This is a genomic window from Mycobacterium sp. JS623 (genome assembly GCF_000328565.1).
Taxonomy (GTDB): domain Bacteria; phylum Actinomycetota; class Actinomycetes; order Mycobacteriales; family Mycobacteriaceae; genus Mycobacterium.
Genome location: NC_019966.1, coordinates 3,611,566 through 3,626,777, shown reverse-complemented (window position 1 = coordinate 3,626,777; position 15,212 = coordinate 3,611,566). Strand labels below are relative to the sequence as shown.

15 protein-coding genes and 1 pseudogene are annotated in these 15,212 nt (G+C 66.4%); 12 read left to right on the top strand and 4 right to left on the bottom strand.

The genetic code is table 11. The features are described from left to right. The first annotated feature begins 11 nt into the window (after nt 1-11). Nucleotides 12-599, top strand: a complete 588-nt coding sequence (locus MYCSM_RS17865; protein WP_015307564.1) for a CGNR zinc finger domain-containing protein — start codon at nt 12-14, stop codon at nt 597-599. Here the strand turns inward: MYCSM_RS17865 and cobG are convergent. Continuing rightward, nucleotides 578-1,693, bottom strand: a complete 1,116-nt coding sequence (cobG, locus tag MYCSM_RS17860; RefSeq protein WP_015307563.1) for a precorrin-3B synthase — start codon at nt 1,691-1,693, stop codon at nt 578-580. The genes MYCSM_RS17865 and cobG overlap by 22 nt on opposite strands. 241 nt (nt 1,694-1,934) lie before the next feature. Here cobG and MYCSM_RS17855 point away from each other — a divergent pair, with 241 nt between their 5' ends. Together MYCSM_RS17855 and MYCSM_RS17850 are read left to right on the top strand one after the other, a co-directional pair. Continuing rightward, nucleotides 1,935-2,237: a hypothetical protein gene (locus MYCSM_RS17855; RefSeq protein WP_015307562.1), complete on the top strand. Its 303-nt coding sequence runs from the start codon at nt 1,935-1,937 to the stop codon at nt 2,235-2,237. 276 nt (nt 2,238-2,513) lie between these two features. Beyond that, nucleotides 2,514-2,819: a hypothetical protein gene (locus MYCSM_RS17850; protein WP_015307561.1), complete on the top strand. Its 306-nt coding sequence runs from the start codon at nt 2,514-2,516 to the stop codon at nt 2,817-2,819. Between the two features lies 1 nt (nt 2,820). Here the strand turns inward: MYCSM_RS17850 and MYCSM_RS17845 are convergent, their stop codons facing one another. Next, nucleotides 2,821-3,741 (bottom strand): TauD/TfdA dioxygenase family protein, encoded by a 921-nt coding sequence (locus MYCSM_RS17845; protein WP_015307560.1) that lies wholly within the window; start codon nt 3,739-3,741, stop codon nt 2,821-2,823. Between the two features lie 347 nt (nt 3,742-4,088). Between MYCSM_RS17845 and cobN the strand changes: the two genes are divergently transcribed. From cobN to MYCSM_RS17830, 3 genes are read left to right on the top strand one after another with little or no spacing between them, the layout of a single operon-like run. Next, nucleotides 4,089-7,685, top strand: a complete 3,597-nt coding sequence (gene cobN, locus MYCSM_RS17840; protein WP_041314310.1) for a cobaltochelatase subunit CobN — start codon at nt 4,089-4,091, stop codon at nt 7,683-7,685. Between the two features lie 9 nt (nt 7,686-7,694). Continuing rightward, the gene (locus MYCSM_RS17835) at nt 7,695-8,075 is read left to right on the top strand and encodes a PPOX class F420-dependent oxidoreductase (protein ID WP_015307557.1); all 381 of its coding nucleotides are present in this window, start codon (nt 7,695-7,697) and stop codon (nt 8,073-8,075) included. Between the two features lie 2 nt (nt 8,076-8,077). Further along, the gene (locus MYCSM_RS17830; protein ID WP_015307556.1) at nt 8,078-8,461 is read left to right on the top strand and encodes a PPOX class F420-dependent oxidoreductase; all 384 of its coding nucleotides are present in this window, start codon (nt 8,078-8,080) and stop codon (nt 8,459-8,461) included. On the opposite strand, the gene MYCSM_RS17825 is transcribed toward MYCSM_RS17830, so the two are convergent. Further along, a complete protein-coding gene (locus MYCSM_RS17825; RefSeq protein ID WP_041312316.1) occupies nt 8,458-9,159 on the bottom strand; it encodes a dienelactone hydrolase family protein in 702 nt (233 codons plus the stop codon). The genes MYCSM_RS17830 and MYCSM_RS17825 overlap by 4 nt on opposite strands. A 48-nt stretch (nt 9,160-9,207) precedes the next feature. Here MYCSM_RS17825 and MYCSM_RS37850 point away from each other — a divergent pair, with 48 nt between their 5' ends. Genes MYCSM_RS37850 through MYCSM_RS17805 form a run of 4 tightly spaced genes read left to right on the top strand, consistent with a single transcriptional unit; the run spans nt 9,208 to nt 13,846 of the window. Continuing rightward, nucleotides 9,208-9,690, top strand: a complete 483-nt coding sequence (locus MYCSM_RS37850) for an FxsA family protein (protein WP_015307554.1) — start codon at nt 9,208-9,210, stop codon at nt 9,688-9,690. Next, the gene (locus MYCSM_RS17815) at nt 9,691-11,277 is read left to right on the top strand and encodes an amidohydrolase (RefSeq protein WP_015307553.1); all 1,587 of its coding nucleotides are present in this window, start codon (nt 9,691-9,693) and stop codon (nt 11,275-11,277) included. It begins immediately after the preceding gene. After that, on the top strand, nt 11,270-13,036 hold the full coding sequence (gene lnt / locus MYCSM_RS17810) for an apolipoprotein N-acyltransferase (protein WP_015307552.1): 1,767 nt from the start codon (nt 11,270-11,272) through the stop codon (nt 13,034-13,036). The genes MYCSM_RS17815 and lnt overlap by 8 nt, the downstream gene beginning before the upstream one ends. Before the next feature lie 9 nt (nt 13,037-13,045). Beyond that, nucleotides 13,046-13,846, top strand: coding sequence for a polyprenol monophosphomannose synthase (locus MYCSM_RS17805; RefSeq protein WP_015307551.1), 801 nt, complete (start codon nt 13,046-13,048; stop codon nt 13,844-13,846). 3 nt (nt 13,847-13,849) lie between these two features. On the opposite strand, the gene MYCSM_RS17800 is transcribed toward MYCSM_RS17805, so the two are convergent. After that, on the bottom strand, nt 13,850-14,188 hold the full coding sequence (locus MYCSM_RS17800; protein ID WP_015307550.1) for an RNA polymerase-binding protein RbpA: 339 nt from the start codon (nt 14,186-14,188) through the stop codon (nt 13,850-13,852). Between the two features lie 125 nt (nt 14,189-14,313). Here MYCSM_RS17800 and MYCSM_RS17795 point away from each other — a divergent pair, with 125 nt between their 5' ends. Next, nucleotides 14,314-14,652, top strand: coding sequence for a hypothetical protein (locus MYCSM_RS17795; protein ID WP_015307549.1), 339 nt, complete (start codon nt 14,314-14,316; stop codon nt 14,650-14,652). Between the two features lie 185 nt (nt 14,653-14,837). Continuing rightward, nucleotides 14,838-15,206: pseudogene (locus MYCSM_RS17790) on the top strand (ABC transporter substrate-binding protein); the annotation flags it as partial. Between the last annotated feature and the right edge of the window lie 6 nt (nt 15,207-15,212).

The window sequence follows — 15,212 nt, the reverse complement described above, 5'->3', positions numbered from 1 at the left end:
GAATTGAAAGCATGACCACCGCCGATCGGCTCGATTTGCGCGGGGGACACCCGGCGATTGACCTCGTCAACACGGTCGCGTGGCGAGGCGACGACGCACGCCGCATCGACAATCTCGTCGACTACTCCGATGTGGTGGCCTGGTGTCGGCATGCCGGAGTGGTTTCCGCTACGGAGGCGAGTGACGTCATGCGTGCCGCGCGCTCGGACAAGGACTCGGCCGAGCGTGCAGTCGCACGTGCCAAGCGGCTACGAGAGGCGCTGCATGCGCTGTGGACCGACGGTGGTTCGGCAGCGTTGGCGACAATCGGTGTAGAGTACCGAACTGCTGTGCAGCACAGGGAACTTCGTCCCGTCGACGGCCGCGTTGCATGGATGGACCGGACGAGGTCGGTGTTCACCCCGGTCGACCGACTGGCCGTCGCGGCCGTCGACCTTATCACCGAGATCCGGTGCGACCGCGTCAAGGCATGCGACGACGCCGCCTGTGGCTGGCTGTTTCTGGACAGCAGCCACCGGCAGAACCGGCGATGGTGCAGCGCCGCCGACTGCGGTAACCGCGACCGCGCTCGTCGGCACTACGACCGCGTGCGGGGCTGATATCCGTCACCGGTGGCGACCAGTATCTGACCGACTGGCGGGCTTCCGCAGGCGCGATCACAGCCGACAAAGTGCCGGTGGCCGTCGGCAGGGGCATCGAGGGCGGCAGTGGCGTCTGCGCGCACGTCGGCCGCCGAATGTTCGCAGCCGGGGCTACCCGTGCACGCGCTGATCGACAGCCATGGGGAGGTTTCGTCGAACACCAGATCCATCGGCGCCAAGACGCGCAACGCAGTGTCCGCGACACCTTCATCGAGGTCGAAGACCAGCACTGAGCGCCACGGCGTGATTGCCAACGGCGCACCGATGGCGGCGAGGAACTCGGCGACCCTGGCCTGCAGCACGCCCAGCGGCACGGCCGCGCCCAGTGCGACGCGGCCATCGTCCTGCGCCAGCCAGCCAACGGGCGGCCTTCCCGCCGGTGGCCACGTAGTACCGGGTTCCGCGCTGGGCGTGAAGTGCCCCAGCAGCAGTGCGGTATCGGTCAGTTCGGCTACCCGCCAAGCCTTTCCGCGGGTGGCGGCGAATCGCGTCGCCACGGTGATCAGCGCCGGCACGACGTCGGGTCGGTCCAGCCGTACGCCGGTATCGCGGCCGGCCAGCAGCAGCGCGGCGGTGGTCTCGTCGAGGAAATGCGCGCCCGCATCGGCGGCCAGCCCCGAGATGTCGGCGCGGCCGTCGTCGACTCCGAACAGGAATCGGCCCGGCAGCTCCGCCAGCGCGGGCTCGGACCGAATTGTCTCGTCCAGTTCGGTGACCAGGCCGCGGATGTCAGTCCTGCCTCCGACACGACCGGACAGAGGGGAGGCGACGATATTGCGAACCCGCTCATGCGTTTGCGAAGGCAACAGGCCTGCGGCGGCGGCGATTTCGGCGACCGCCGTCGTGTCCGTGATCGCCCGCAGTTGGATGTTGCCGCGTGAGGTGAGTTCCATGGCAGGTGATCCGAATTCCGCCGCGGCGCGGGCGAGCGCCTCCAACTGACCGGGCGAGATCACACCGCCAGGTAGCCGCACCCGTGCCAGCGCTCCGTCTGCCGCCTGGTGCAGTTGCAGCGCGCCCGGGCACGCGTCACGATCGCGGATTCTGGCCATCAGATCACGGTACGGCGCGCTGGTGGCCTCGGCGACAATGCGTCGGGCGATATTGCTGCAATGACTCTCATGCCTAGAAAAGCCACCAAAGAGCTTTGCCAGAATGGAACGAGTAGGTAGTGGACGCGATAAACAGGTAGTTGGATACTCGTGAGGGTCGCTAACGACCGGCTGAGAATTTCTCCCATCGAGCATTCGGATCCACTCGGTCCGGGCGCAACCGACACAGGGGGAAATTGAAATGACTGAAGTGCTCGCACCTTTCGGCGCACCACCGGACGATGCCCAACGGCCCCCAGCCGTGAAGGCACCGTCGCGCACGCCGGTCCTGATCACCGAGCAGCAGGTGCTGTTCGCCACCGCAGCCGCTGTGCCATTGCAGCCGGCGCGGACCCGTCCACGCTGGGCCCAGGCGTTGCGGGCTTTCATGACGGCGGCGTCCGTGAAGTCCAGCGGCGAAAGGCAACCGAAGCGGCGCCACTATCCGTCGCGCAACTTTTTTCTCGAGGACTCCTGCATGGCGCGGGAGATGCTGAGGCTCTGACCGATGGCGGGAAACCCGTCGAGGGTTGCTGACACAGACGTAGTCACAGCGCGGCGCCTGGGCCTCTCGGCGGGGTTTCGCTTTACACCCACGTCAACGCCGATGCTTAGCCGTGGCACATGAACTCGGTTGGGCCGCTAGGTATGAGATCGCGAATTAGCCAAATAATCAGGTACTCGTCTACTCGTGAGACCTGCCGCCGCCAGCGTTAATTTTTCATCCATGAGGTTTCCGGCTCAGCCGGGCATCAGAAAACACAGGGTGGGAGCAACCGAAATGACTGACATCGCACCGACATATCAGCCCCAGCTCGATGAGAGCCGCGAGACCTTGGTCGCCTCGCCGCAGACCTCGACCGGGGCACACACGCTGATCACCGAACAGCAGGTGCTCTTCAGCACCGCTGCGGCAGTGGCACCACCGCCGGCGAAGACCCGTGGGTTCACCGAATCCGCGCGCGCCTTGGCTTCCGCCGTCGGCAGCTGGTTCGCGAGTGCAGCCAGGCCGCCGAAGCCGGTTTACCCAAAGCGGCACGTGTGGCTCGAGACGGCGCTGCTGTCGCGCGAAATGGATCGGCTGTAGGTCAGCTGGCCAGCGCGATGGGACTGACCACTTCCGAATACTGCGAGGCGTCACCGACAATGGCGCGACTGCGCCGGCCGTGGATATCCACCGGGATGTCCCCGGCCAGCGTGACGCGGCTGAGCCGCCGGTACTGGTCGTCGTAGTCCGCAACGGCATAATGCTGGGTGGCACGATTGTCCCAGATGGCCAGATCGCCTGGAAGCCAGTTCCACCGAATCGTGTTCTCCAGCTTGGTAACTCGTGCCTGCAGTAGATTGAACAACGTCGCCGACTCACCGGACCCGAGGCCGACGAATTGTTTGATGAAGTGGCCGAGCAGCAGGACCCGGTTGCCGGTTTCGGGATGTATTCGCACTACCGGATGTTCGGTTTCGTAGTACTCGCGCACGAACTCCTCCCGGTACTCGCGCACCGTGTCCGTCAGCGCGTCGTGCCGGTCGGCGTATTCGCGGACATAGTCGTACTGATTGGTGTGCACTGCCCATAGGTTTTCAGTGAGCACGCGCAGCGGTGCGGGCAACTGGTCATACGCCGCCTCGGTGGACGCCCACGTCGTGGTCCCGCCATAACTCGGCAGTGAAACTGCCCGCAGCAGAGACGCTTTCGGAATTCGGTCGACGAACGTGACATCAGTGTGCCAGCTGTTGGCCTTGTCGTAGCGCGAGTCGATCGGCAGCACCGTTTCGCCCTCCGAGAGTGTCGGATGCGCGGTGGTGGGTGTGCCCAACTTGTTGGCAAACGCAAGCTGGCCGTCGTCATCCAAGTCGCGCTGGTCGCGGAAGAAGATCACCTTGTGCTTCAGCAGCGCATCGTTGATCGCTGCGACGGTCTGGGAGTCCAGATCGCCCGCCAGTCGGACACCGTCAATGCGGGCACCGATGTTGGCCCCGAGTTTCACCACGTTGAGGAGTTCAGCCATGCGCCGAATCGTGCGCCGGCGGCGCGCCATCGAACACGGTTAAAATGGCCGCGATTCGAAGCCGGATGTGACCACCGCCACACCGTCGACCCTGGTGATCCATGGCACACACATCGTTCGTTACCGGCTGGTAGGCCCGTAAGTTTCCGGATTACTGCACGCGTGTGTAGTAACCGAATGTCACGGAAGGAACGACGATGTTCGCACTAATCGCATTCGGCGTACTCCTGCTGGTCCTCATCGCCGGCCTCGGCTTGCCATACCCGCAGACATGGCACGGCCGCTGGGGCAACGACAGCTGAGCTACCGACCGCCCGCATGCGGGGGCGGTGCGGTACGAATGGTGGGTGCTCGACACTCTTCCGGCGTCCCACCCAAAACCCACTATCCTCCTGCTGTCGACGTCGGACTCCGACCTGATCAGCGCCCGCGCGAGCGGCGCGAACTACCGGTGGGCCAACCCGTCGAGGCTGGTTGACGGCGAACTCGAAGAGCTGCTCGACGGTGCCGACATCGCCGTCGTACGCATCCTCGGCGGATACCGCGCCTGGCAGGACGGCATCGACGCCGCGGTGGCAAGCACCGTGCCGACCGTCGTCGTCAGCGGTGAGCAATCGCCGGATGCCGATCTGATGGGCCATTCCACGACGCCAGCGGGCGTCGCGCTGCAATCCCACATCTATCTCGCCCAAGGTGGAGTGTCGAACCTGCGCCAGTTGTACGCGTTTCTATGCGACACCTTGCTGATGACGGGCTTCGGGTTCGCGCCTCCGGAAACCACCCCGAGCTGGGGCATCCTTGACCGTGCAACCCGCGACACGAACGGCCCGATCATCGCGGTGCTCTACTACCGCGCCCAGCATCTGGCGGGCAATACCGGCTATATCGAGGCGTTGTGCCAAGCCATCGAGCATGCCGGCGGTCGACCCCTACCCGTGTTCTGTGCGTCGCTGCGGACGGCCGACGCCGCGATGCTTGACCTACTCGGCACCGTCGACGCGATGGTGAGCACCGTGCTGGCCGCAGGTGGTGCGACGCCGGCTGCGGTCACCGCGGGTGGCAATGACGACAGCTGGAACGTCGCGCACCTCGCCGCGCTGGACATCCCGATCCTGCAGGGCCTATGCCTGACGAGTTCCCGCACGCAGTGGCACGACAACGACGACGGTATGTCCCCTCTCGACGTCGCCACTCAGGTCGCCGTGCCCGAATTCGACGGCCGCATCATCACGGTTCCGTTCTCGTTCAAGGAGATTGACGACGAGGGGTTGATCTCCTACGTCGCCGACCCGGAACGCTGTGCGCGGGTTGCCGGCCTGGCCGTCAAACATGCGCGGCTGCGGGCGATTCCAGCCCCGCAGAAGCGCGTTGCACTGGTGTTCTCGGCCTACCCGACGAAACACGCCCGAATCGGAAACGCCGTCGGACTGGACACGCCGGCCAGTGCCGTGGCGCTGCTACGGGCCATGCGCGGCGCCGGGTATGCGATCGGCGACATTCCCGGCGTCGACGCCCAAGACGGTGACGCATTGGTGCACGAGCTGATCGCACGGGGCGGCCAGGACCCGGACTGGCTCACCGACGGACAGCTGACCGGCAATCCGATCCGGTTGTCGGCCAAGAACTATCACGACTGGTTCACCACGCTGCCCACCGAGCTCACCGATGCTGTGGTGCAGCATTGGGGGCCGCCGCCCGGCGAGCTGTTCGTCGACAGAACACAGAGCCCCGACGGTGACATCGTGATTGCCGCCCTGCAAGCGGGCAACATCGTGCTCATAGTCCAGCCGCCGCGGGGATTCGGCGAGAACCCTGTTGCCATTTACCACGATCCCGATCTGCCGCCAAGTCACCACTATCTGGCCGCCTACCACTGGATTGCCAAAGAGTTCGGTGCCGATGCCGTCGTGCACCTCGGCAAACACGGCAACCTGGAGTGGCTGCCGGGCAAGACTCTTGGCATGTCAGCGGCGTGCGGCACCGACGCTGCATTGGGTGACCTTCCGCTGATCTACCCGTTCCTGGTCAACGACCCCGGCGAGGGCACGCAGGCCAAGCGACGCGCGCACGCCACGCTGGTCGACCATCTCATTCCGCCGATGGCCCGTGCCGAAACATACGGCGACATCGCGCGATTGGAGCAGTTGCTGGACGAACACGCGACGATCGCGGCGCTGGACCCCAACAAGTTACCCGCCATCCGCCAACAGATCTGGACGCTGATGCGCGCGGCGAAGATGGACCACGATCTCGGTCTGGACGAGCGCCCCGAAGACGACTCATTCGACGACATGCTGCTGCATGTCGACGGCTGGCTCTGTGAGATCAAGGACGTGCAAATCCGCGACGGACTGCATGTCCTTGGCGAAAAGCCCACCGGCGACGTCGAACTCGATCTTGTGCTGGCCATCCTGCGGGCCCGGCAGCTGTTCGGTGGTGACCAGACCGTGCCGGGGTTGCGTCAGGCGCTCGGGCTGGCCGAGGACGGCAACGACGAGCGCACAGCGGTGGACGCCGCCGAGGCGGCCGCGCGCGAACTGGTCGCCGCGCTGCAGAAAACCGGTTGGGACGCAACGGCTGTCGACACCATCACCGAGGATCCCGCCGTCGCCCACATCCTGCGGTTCGCCGCCACAGAGGTGGTGCCGCGTCTGGCCGGTACCGCCGGCGAGATCGACCAGATCCTGCGGGCGCTCGATGGCAGGTTCATCGAGTCGGGCCCGTCGGGCTCACCGCTGCGCGGTCTGGTCAACGTGCTGCCGACGGGCCGCAACTTCTACTCCGTCGACCCGAAGGCGGTGCCGTCGCGGCTGGCTTGGGAAACTGGTGTGGCGATGGCCGATTCGCTGCTCGCCCGGTACCGCGACGACTACGGGCGCTGGCCGCAGTCCGTCGGGCTGTCGGTGTGGGGCACCTCGGCGATGCGCACCGCAGGCGACGACATCGCCGAAGTGCTTGCGCTGCTGGGGGTCAGGCCCGTGTGGGACGACGCATCGCGACGCGTCGTGAACCTGGAGCCGATGTCGCTGGCCGAACTCGGTAGGCCCCGCGTCGACGTGACCGTGCGCATTTCGGGCTTCTTCCGGGATGCGTTCCCACATGTGGTCACCATGTTGGACGACGCTGTGCAGCTCGTCGCCGGCCTCGACGAGTCCGCTGACGACAACTACGTCCGCGCGCATTCGAAGGCCGACCTTGCCGAGCATGGCGACCAACGCCGTTCCACCACACGGATTTTCGGTTCCAAGCCGGGCACCTATGGCGCGGGTCTATTGCAGTTGATCGACAGCCGCAACTGGCGCGACGACGCCGACCTGGCGCAGGTTTACACCGCGTGGGGCGGTTTCGCCTACGGCCGCGGTCTCGATGGCGCACCCGCCGCCGACGACATGAACCGGCAGTATCGCCGGATCGCGGTGGCCGCCAAGAACACCGACACCCGCGAGCACGACATCGCCGACTCCGATGACTACTTCCAGTACCACGGCGGCATGGTGGCCACCGTGCGGGCGCTGACGGGCAAGTCGCCTGCCGCGTACATCGGCGACAACACCCGGCCCGACGCGGTGCGCACCCGGACGCTGTCGGAGGAGACGACCCGCGTGTTCCGGGCCCGCGTCGTCAATCCGCGCTGGATGACTGCGATGCGGCGGCACGGCTACAAGGGCGCCTTCGAAATGGCCGCCACGGTCGACTACTTGTTCGGCTACGACGCCACCGCAGGCGTGATGGCCGACTGGATGTACGAACGACTCTCGGCGGAGTACGTACTCGATGACGAGAACCGCAAATTCATGGCCGAGTCGAATCCGTGGGCGCTGCATGGCATGGCGGAACGCCTGCTCGAAGCCGCGGGCCGCGGGATGTGGGCACAACCGGAGCAGGCCACCCTCGACGGCCTGCGTCAAGTGCTTCTCGAGACCGAAGGCGAACTCGAAGGCTAGGTTGGATTTGTGTCCGTCACCTTCGCCGATGTTGCCAAGTCCGAATACATCCTGCTGACTACCTTCACCAAGGACGGCAGGCCCAAGCCAACCGCCATCTGGGCGGCGCCCGATGGTGATCGTCTGCTCGTCATCACCCAAGAACAGTCGTGGAAGGTCAAGCGAATCCGCAACACCCCTCGCGTGACCGTGGCCGCGTGCGACATGCGGGGCAACGCGAAAAGCGAAGCCGTCGAGGCCACCGCGACCATCCTCGACAAGGCCCACAACGGCACGGTGTACGACGCGATCGGCAAGCGCTACGGCTTGATCGGCAAGACGTTCAATCTGTTCAGCAAGCTGCGCGGCGGCATGAAGAACAACGTCGGGCTCGAACTGAAGGCGGCGTAGGCGTGGCGGACACCTTTGAGGACGTGGCGCGGTCCAAATATCTGTTGCTGACCACGTACACCAAAGACGGTAGGCCCAAGCCGACCACGGTGTGGGGAGTGCTCGAGGGCGACAGGCTGTTGATCAGCACTGACGACGGTTCGTGGAAGACCAAGCGGATCAACAACACTCCGCGGGTCACCATCCAGAGGTCGACGGCGCTCGGCAAGCCCAAGGGTGAACCTGTAGAGGCCGTCGCACGCAATCTGCCGAAGGCCGAAAACCGCCGCGTCTTCGACCTGGTCACCAGGAAGTATTGGTGGCACGCGTGGTGGTGGGTGCCACAGGCGATCATCCGCGGGGGCGTCGACAAGGTGCACAGCGCGATCGAAGTCACCGCTGCCTAACGCGCTGTGTCCAGGTGCTCGCTGAAGAACGCGAAGACTCGGCCGTAGGCATCCTCCGTTGCCGCCTCGTTGTAGCCGAATCCGGTGATCCGCAGCAGTGGCTGGGCCGGCAGTTTGTTCGCGAAACTGTGGCCCGCGTCGGGGTAGGCCTTGATGTCGGCGGTGATGCCCTTGTCGTCGACGACCTTGCGCAGCTTCGCGGGAGCGCCCACGCCAAGCGGGTCGCGTCGGCCGAAGCTCGCCACCACCGGGCAGGCGCCATCTAGCGTCTCGCTGAGGTGGCGGGGCAGGGGAGTGCCGTAGAACGGTGCTGCTGCCCCAAAACCCTTGGGCGCCATCACCAGTGCGAACTGGCCGCCCATGCAGAATCCCACCACGCCGACCGAGCCGGTGCACTCCGGAATCGACTGCACGTGGTCGCGGGCGGCCAGGATGTCGTCCAGCGCGCGGCCGCGTTGGGTCAACAACTCCCGGAACACCCGCGTGATGCATCGCGCCCTGCCGCCTCGCGAATACAGGTTCGGCGTGATGGCGACGAACCCCGCGGCGGTGATACGCGCCGACGTCGACTCGTTGTCGGGGCGGTAACCGATGGCATCGTGCACCACCACCACGCCAGGCCAGGGACCCTGTCCGACGGGGATGCTCAGCAGTGCTTCGATCGGGCCGTCAGGGGTGTCGATGGCGATCGTGGTCACCCCGGTCAATCTACGGAACCTTGCCGGAGCCGGAGACGTTCCCACTGCATGGCCATGCGGTTGTTTCTGATCTACGTTGTCGTCGAGTTGGCGGTCATTGTGGCTCTGACGTCGACGATCGGCTTCGGCTGGACCACCTTGGCCCTGCTCGCGACCTGGCTGGTCGGGGTAAGCCTGGCCGGTTCACAGCTCAAGCGGCATCTTCGTCGGCTTCAGTCGGGCCTGACTGCCGCCGGCGTGCAAGGGGCGGCCGCGGACAGCCTGCTCGTCGCGCTCGGTACCGTGCTCGTCGTGATTCCCGGTCTGGCCAGCTCCGTGATGGGCTCGCTGCTGCTGTTGCCGCCGACCCGCGCCGTCGGACGCCCGCTCGTCACGGCGTTGGCGGCCCGGCGGGCCCCGCTGGTCGTCGCCACCAGCACAGGCGCCACCGCGACCGGCTGGGGATATGACGCCTCCGGCGGAGGCGACTACATCGACGGCGAGGTCATCGACGTTCAGCCCTACCGCGTCGTGGAGCGCAAGCCCGAGTAAGTGACGACGCTTCTTCTCAACGGCCGGGTGCACAGCCCAGCCATGCCCGACGCCACCGCGATGGCCATCACCGACGGCGTCATTGCCTGGGTCGGCGTCGATGATGTTGGGCGCCAACAGTTTCCGGAAGCACAGCTCGTCGACCTTGACGGCGCCTTCGTCGCGCCTGCATTCGTCGACAGTCACGTCCACCTCACCGCCACCGGGCTCACACTGGCCGGACTCGACCTTCGGGCCGCAACGTCGTTGCGCGACTGCCTGCAGCGCGTCGGTGACTACGCGCGTGCACATCCGGACGGCCCCATCTGGGGCCACGGTTGGGACGAAACCGGCTGGCCGGAAAACACCGCGCCCAGCACCGACGACCTGGACCAAGTCGTAGGCGATCGGCCCGCCTACCTGGCCCGCGTCGACGTGCATTCCGCGGCGGCATCGACTGCGCTGCGCCGACTGGCCCCGGCTCTTGCCGACGCGGCGGGCTTTGACCCGCAGCGGCCGTTGACCAGCGCCGCACATCACGTGGTGCGCGCGGCCGCCCGCGACCGGCTGACCTCAGCGCAGCGTCGCGACGCCCGGCTGGCCGCCCTGGACGCTGCCGCCGCGTTGGGCATCGTCGCAGTGCACGAGTGCGCAGGCCCCGACATCGGCGGTCTCGACGACTGGACCGAGGTCCGCGACACCGACCACGGAGTCGAGGTGATCGGTTACTGGGGCGAGCACGTCACCACCGCCGAGGCCGCGCGTGAGCTCATCGACCGCACCGGCGCCCGCGGGCTGGCCGGCGACCTGTTCGTCGACGGCGCGCTTGGTTCGCGCACCGCATGGCTGCACCAGCCCTACCACGACGAGGCGGGGACCTGCGGTAATGCCTACCTCGACGGCGACTCCATCGCCGCCCACGTACGCGCTTGCACCGAGGCAGGCATGACCGCGGGCTTCCACGTCATCGGCGATGCCGCCGTCACTGCCATCGTTAGCGCACTCGAGACGGTCGTCGAGCAGTTCGGCGCGCCCGCGGTCGCGCGTTGCGGTCATCGGCTGGAGCACCTCGAGATGGTCACCGAGGACCAAGCCCGCAAGCTCGGCTCGTGGGGTGTGTTCGCCAGCATGCAGCCGAACTTCGATGCGCTGTGGGGTGGCGAGAACGGCATGTACGTCCGGCGTCTCGGGCGTGACCGAGGCACCAAATTGAACCCGTTTGCGCTGCTAGCATCCCAAGGCGTGCCAATCGCCTTCGGCTCCGACAGCCCGGTCACGGGCCTTGATCCGTGGGCGACGGTGCGTGCCGCGAGCCGACACCGCACCCCAGGCAGCGCGGTGTCGGTGCGCGCGGCGTTCGCGGCCGCGACGCGGGGCGCATGGCGCGCGGGGGGCGTGCGCGACGGAATAACAGGAACCCTGGTGCCCGGGGCTCCGGCGTCCTACGCCATCTGGGAGACCGACGAGCTCGAAGTCAGTGCCCCCGCCGACGCAGTGCAGCGGTGGTCGACCGATCAGCGCTCCCGGGTGCCCGCTCTGCCGCGACTCGACGACCCGCTGCCGCGCTGCCGGCAGACGGTTCATCGGGGTGCCGTCATTCATGGGTAAGCCGGGCCGTCGCCGCGAGTGGTCCCGCGCCGTCGACGATACGGACATCTTTCCGCCTGTCGTCGACGACGAGGAAGAGCCCGTCGAAGGGGAGGACTACTCAGAGCTCGCCCCGTCCGACCGGACGGACAGGGGAGCCCAAATCCGCTTCTGGGCAAAGCAACTCGGCCTGGCTGTGGTGGACCGGCTGACGCAGTTGGGTGCAACGATCGTCGCGGCGGTGGCGCTGTGCGCGAGTTTCCCACCGTTCGGCTGGTGGTTCATGGCCTTTGTCGCGTTCGGCCTGCTCGCCTGGGTGCTGACCCGGGACACCACAACGCGTGCCGGCGGATTCGGCTACGGCTTCCTGTTCGGGTTGGTGTTTTATCTGCCGCTGCTACCGTGGATCAGCGGATTGGTCGGGGCGATACCGTGGATCGCGCTGTGCATACTCGAGGCGCTTTTCCCCGCGCTGTTCGGCTGGGCCGCCGTGTTCGTCCGGCAACTGTCCGGCTGGCCGTTCTGGTTTGCCGCGCTTTGGGCGGCCCAAGAGTGGCTCAAGTCAACGGTGCCCTTCGGTGGATTCCCTTGGGGGGTAGTCGGTTTCAGTCAAACCGATGGGCCGCTGCTGGCGCTCGCGCAATTCGGCGGTGCGCCCCTGGTGTCGTTCGCAGTGGCGTTGATCGGGGTCAGTCTCGCAGCGCTGACCTTCGAGGTCGTGAAGTGGTTGCGCCACAACGACGCTCACGCCGCAGCGCCGTCGGTGGTGGTGCTGCCCGGCGTGTGCATCAGCGCCGTGCTGCTGGTCACCGCACTCGCCTGGCCGCATGTGCGGCAGTCGGGGGTGGGCGCAGGCGACGACCCCGCGATCACGGTTGCCGCCGTGCAGGGCAACGTGCCGCGGCTTGGGCTGGAATTCAACGCCCAACGCCGCGCCGTTCTCGACAACCACGTTCACGAGACGCTGCAGCTGGCCGATGATGTGCACGCGGGCCGGGCACCGCAACCGATGGTCGTCATCTGGCCGGAGAACTCCTCCGATATCGATCCGCTGACCAATCCAGACGCCCGCGACGAGATCAACACCGCCGCGGCGGCGATCAACGCGCCGATCCTGGTCGGCGGTGTGCTGGCCGCCACCGACTACAGCCCCGACAATCCGGTGGCGACCAACTCGGTGATCGTCTGGAACCCGGGTACCGGCCCCGCCGACCGGCATGACAAGCAGATCATCCAGCCGTTCGGCGAGTACCTACCGTGGCGCGGATTCTTCAAGCACCTGTCGTCCTACGCAGATCGGGCCGGGTACTTCGTGCCCGGCACGGGCAATGGGGTGGTCAACGCCGCCGGTGTGCCCATCGGCGTGACGACGTGCTGGGAGGTGATCTTCGACCGCGCGGCGCGCGAGTCGGTGCAAAACGGTGCGCAACTGCTGGCCGTGCCCGCCAACAACGCGACGTTCACCGAGGCGATGAGCGAGCAGCAACTCGCATTCGCCAGGCTCCGAGCCGTTGAGCACGACCGATACGTCGTGGTGTCGGGCACCACGGGGATCAGCGCGATCGTCGCCCCCGACGGACGTGAACTAGCACGCACCTCGTTCTTCGAACCTGCCTACCTCGACTCACAGGTGCGGTTAAAGACGCAGCTCACGCCCGCAACGCGCTGGGGGCCGATCGTCCAGGGGCTGCTGGTGGTCCTCGGCATTGCGTCTGTGATCACCGCGATACTGCACAATGGGAGTTTCGTGCGTCGGCTCGGCCGGCGCGGCAAGGACTGAAGGAGCCACATGAGCGTCCCAAGGGGCGGAGCGCAGCGACCGGGGGACGGCCGAGCTCAGCGCCCGAGTGAGCGCACTCTGGTCATCATCCCCACGTTCAACGAGCGGGAGAACCTGCCGCTGATCGTTGGCCGTGTCCACAAGGCGCGTCCCGACGTGCACATTCTGATCGTCGACGACAACAGCCCCGATGGCACCGGCGACCTGGCCGATGAGCTTTCACTGGCCGACACCGACCGAATCCATGTGATGCACCGGACGGCAAAGGGCGGTCTGGGCGCCGCCTATTTGGCCGGTTTCGCCTGGGGCCTGAATCGCGAGTACTCGGTGCTCGTCGAGATGGACGCCGACGGCAGCCATCCGCCAGAACAGCTACATCGGCTGCTCGACGCCGTCGACGGCGGCGCGGACCTGGTGATCGGCTCGCGCTACGTGCCAGGCGGCGATGTGCGCAACTGGCCGCGTCGCCGGATGGTGCTGTCCCGCACGGCCAATGGCTACTCGCGAATCCTGCTCGGCGTCGACATTCACGACATCACCGCGGGCTACCGCGCCTACCGGCGAGAGGTGCTGGAGAAGATCGACCTGGCCGCAGTCGACTCGAAGGGCTACTGCTTCCAGATCGACCTGACCTGGCGCACGATCAACAACGGGTTCATCGTCGTCGAGGTGCCGATCACGTTCACTGAACGCGAGTTCGGCCAGTCCAAAATGAGCGGATCCAACATCCGCGAGGCCCTGTTCAAGGTCGCGGAGTGGGGTATCCGCGGGCGGATGGACCGGGCCCGCGGAGTAGGCGTCACTCGCTGAGCGTCAGCTGCCGCGGCGGCGCGTCTTGATCAGATCGAGGCGCTCCTTGAGCAGCTCTTCGAGCTCCTCGACCGAGCGGCGCTCCAGCAGCATGTCCCAGTGCGTGCGCGGCGGCTTGGTTTTCTTGGGCTCCGGCGCGTCACCCTCGATCAGCGTGCCTTCCATGCCGTTGCGGCACAGCCAGGTGTGGGGGATTTCGGCGTCGTCGGCGAACGGAACGTCGAACTCCTCGCCGTTGTCGGTGCGGTAGCGGGCGACCTGACGCGGCGCCAAGTCGTGGTTGCGGTCTGTCTCGTAGCTCACGGCTCCGAGGCGACTGCCCCTCAAGACACGATCAGCCATCGTCATCACTCCTCAATCAGCGCAATTTCGTCCGGATACTCAACGCAGCAACTGCGCGCACAGTTCCCGACTCGACCGTTGATGATACCGGGATCTGCGGGTCGGTCGGTTTACAGTCAGGGTCCGTGGCACTTGGAAGCAGAAGTCTCAAGCCCCAACCCTGTCGCTGGTGTGGTCGTGAAGTTGCCGACGTCGGGCTCGGCAGGCGACGGCAATACTGCAGGCAATCGTGCCGGCAACGCGCCTACGAGCAGCGCGCGATGGTCAAGGGGACCTCCCTGGCGCCCGACTCCGTCGTCCTGACCGCCGATGAGGCATCCGAGCTCGCCGACAGGGTCTACCAGGTCAGATGTGCCGCGGAAGATGTCGCGATCGCGGTCGAAGAGGGGGCGAGAAGCGCCGAACTTCGCGAGTTGTGTGACGCGCTGATGCGGGCGGCGAAGGCCGCCGACGGCTGGCGGTAACCGGCAACAACGCCCAGCCCGCGATAATGCTCGCACAGGCTGGGCCGGTGGTCTTCGCATCACCCGGAATCAAACCCTTCAGTCGCCGTCTGGGACTGCGTAGCGTCGGCTCACCGTGACCGTTCCCGCCGAGTTGGCCCTGCCGTTGGCATCGACCACGCCAGCCGACAATCGTCGGTGGGCGCATCGCAAATGGGGATTGGTTCGGCATCGCATCCGATGCAGCGCTTGCCGACCCGAGGCGCAACACCGCGCTGGCCGACCTGCTGGTGCGCTACGAGAAGGCAGCGCGCTGGGCCAGGGACCACCCGCAGCAGTGGGCGGACAGCTATGCCGCAGCGGTGGGGCTGGATCCGAAGGTCGCAACGGTGGTGCAGGGGCGGAGCCTGCGGCTGCCCACCGAGCTGGACGGCGAGATCGTCGCCTCCGAACAGAAGCTGGCCGACCTGTTCGCGGCGTCGCGCCAAATCGCTTCCCCCGCACCAAAGTTCAACAATTGGGTGGACCGTCGCTTCAACGAGGTGTTACGCCCACTCTTCATCAGCACCAATTAGGAGCGC

Excerpts from the sequence above, each read along its gene's own strand:
- MYCSM_RS17865 (WP_015307564.1), top strand. The coding sequence starts at position 12 with ATGACCACCGCCGATCGGCTCGATTTGCGCGGGGGACACCCGGCGATT.
- cobG (WP_015307563.1), bottom strand. The coding sequence starts at position 1,693 with ATGGCCAGAATCCGCGATCGTGACGCGTGCCCGGGCGCGCTGCAACTG.
- MYCSM_RS17855 (WP_015307562.1), top strand. The coding sequence starts at position 1,935 with ATGACTGAAGTGCTCGCACCTTTCGGCGCACCACCGGACGATGCCCAA.
- MYCSM_RS17850 (WP_015307561.1), top strand. The coding sequence starts at position 2,514 with ATGACTGACATCGCACCGACATATCAGCCCCAGCTCGATGAGAGCCGC.
- MYCSM_RS17845 (WP_015307560.1), bottom strand. The coding sequence starts at position 3,741 with ATGGCTGAACTCCTCAACGTGGTGAAACTCGGGGCCAACATCGGTGCC.
- MYCSM_RS37850 (WP_015307554.1), top strand. The coding sequence starts at position 9,208 with ATGGCCATGCGGTTGTTTCTGATCTACGTTGTCGTCGAGTTGGCGGTC.
- lnt (WP_015307552.1), top strand. The coding sequence starts at position 11,270 with ATGGGTAAGCCGGGCCGTCGCCGCGAGTGGTCCCGCGCCGTCGACGAT.
- MYCSM_RS17805 (WP_015307551.1), top strand. The coding sequence starts at position 13,046 with ATGAGCGTCCCAAGGGGCGGAGCGCAGCGACCGGGGGACGGCCGAGCT.
- MYCSM_RS17800 (WP_015307550.1), bottom strand. The coding sequence starts at position 14,188 with ATGGCTGATCGTGTCTTGAGGGGCAGTCGCCTCGGAGCCGTGAGCTAC.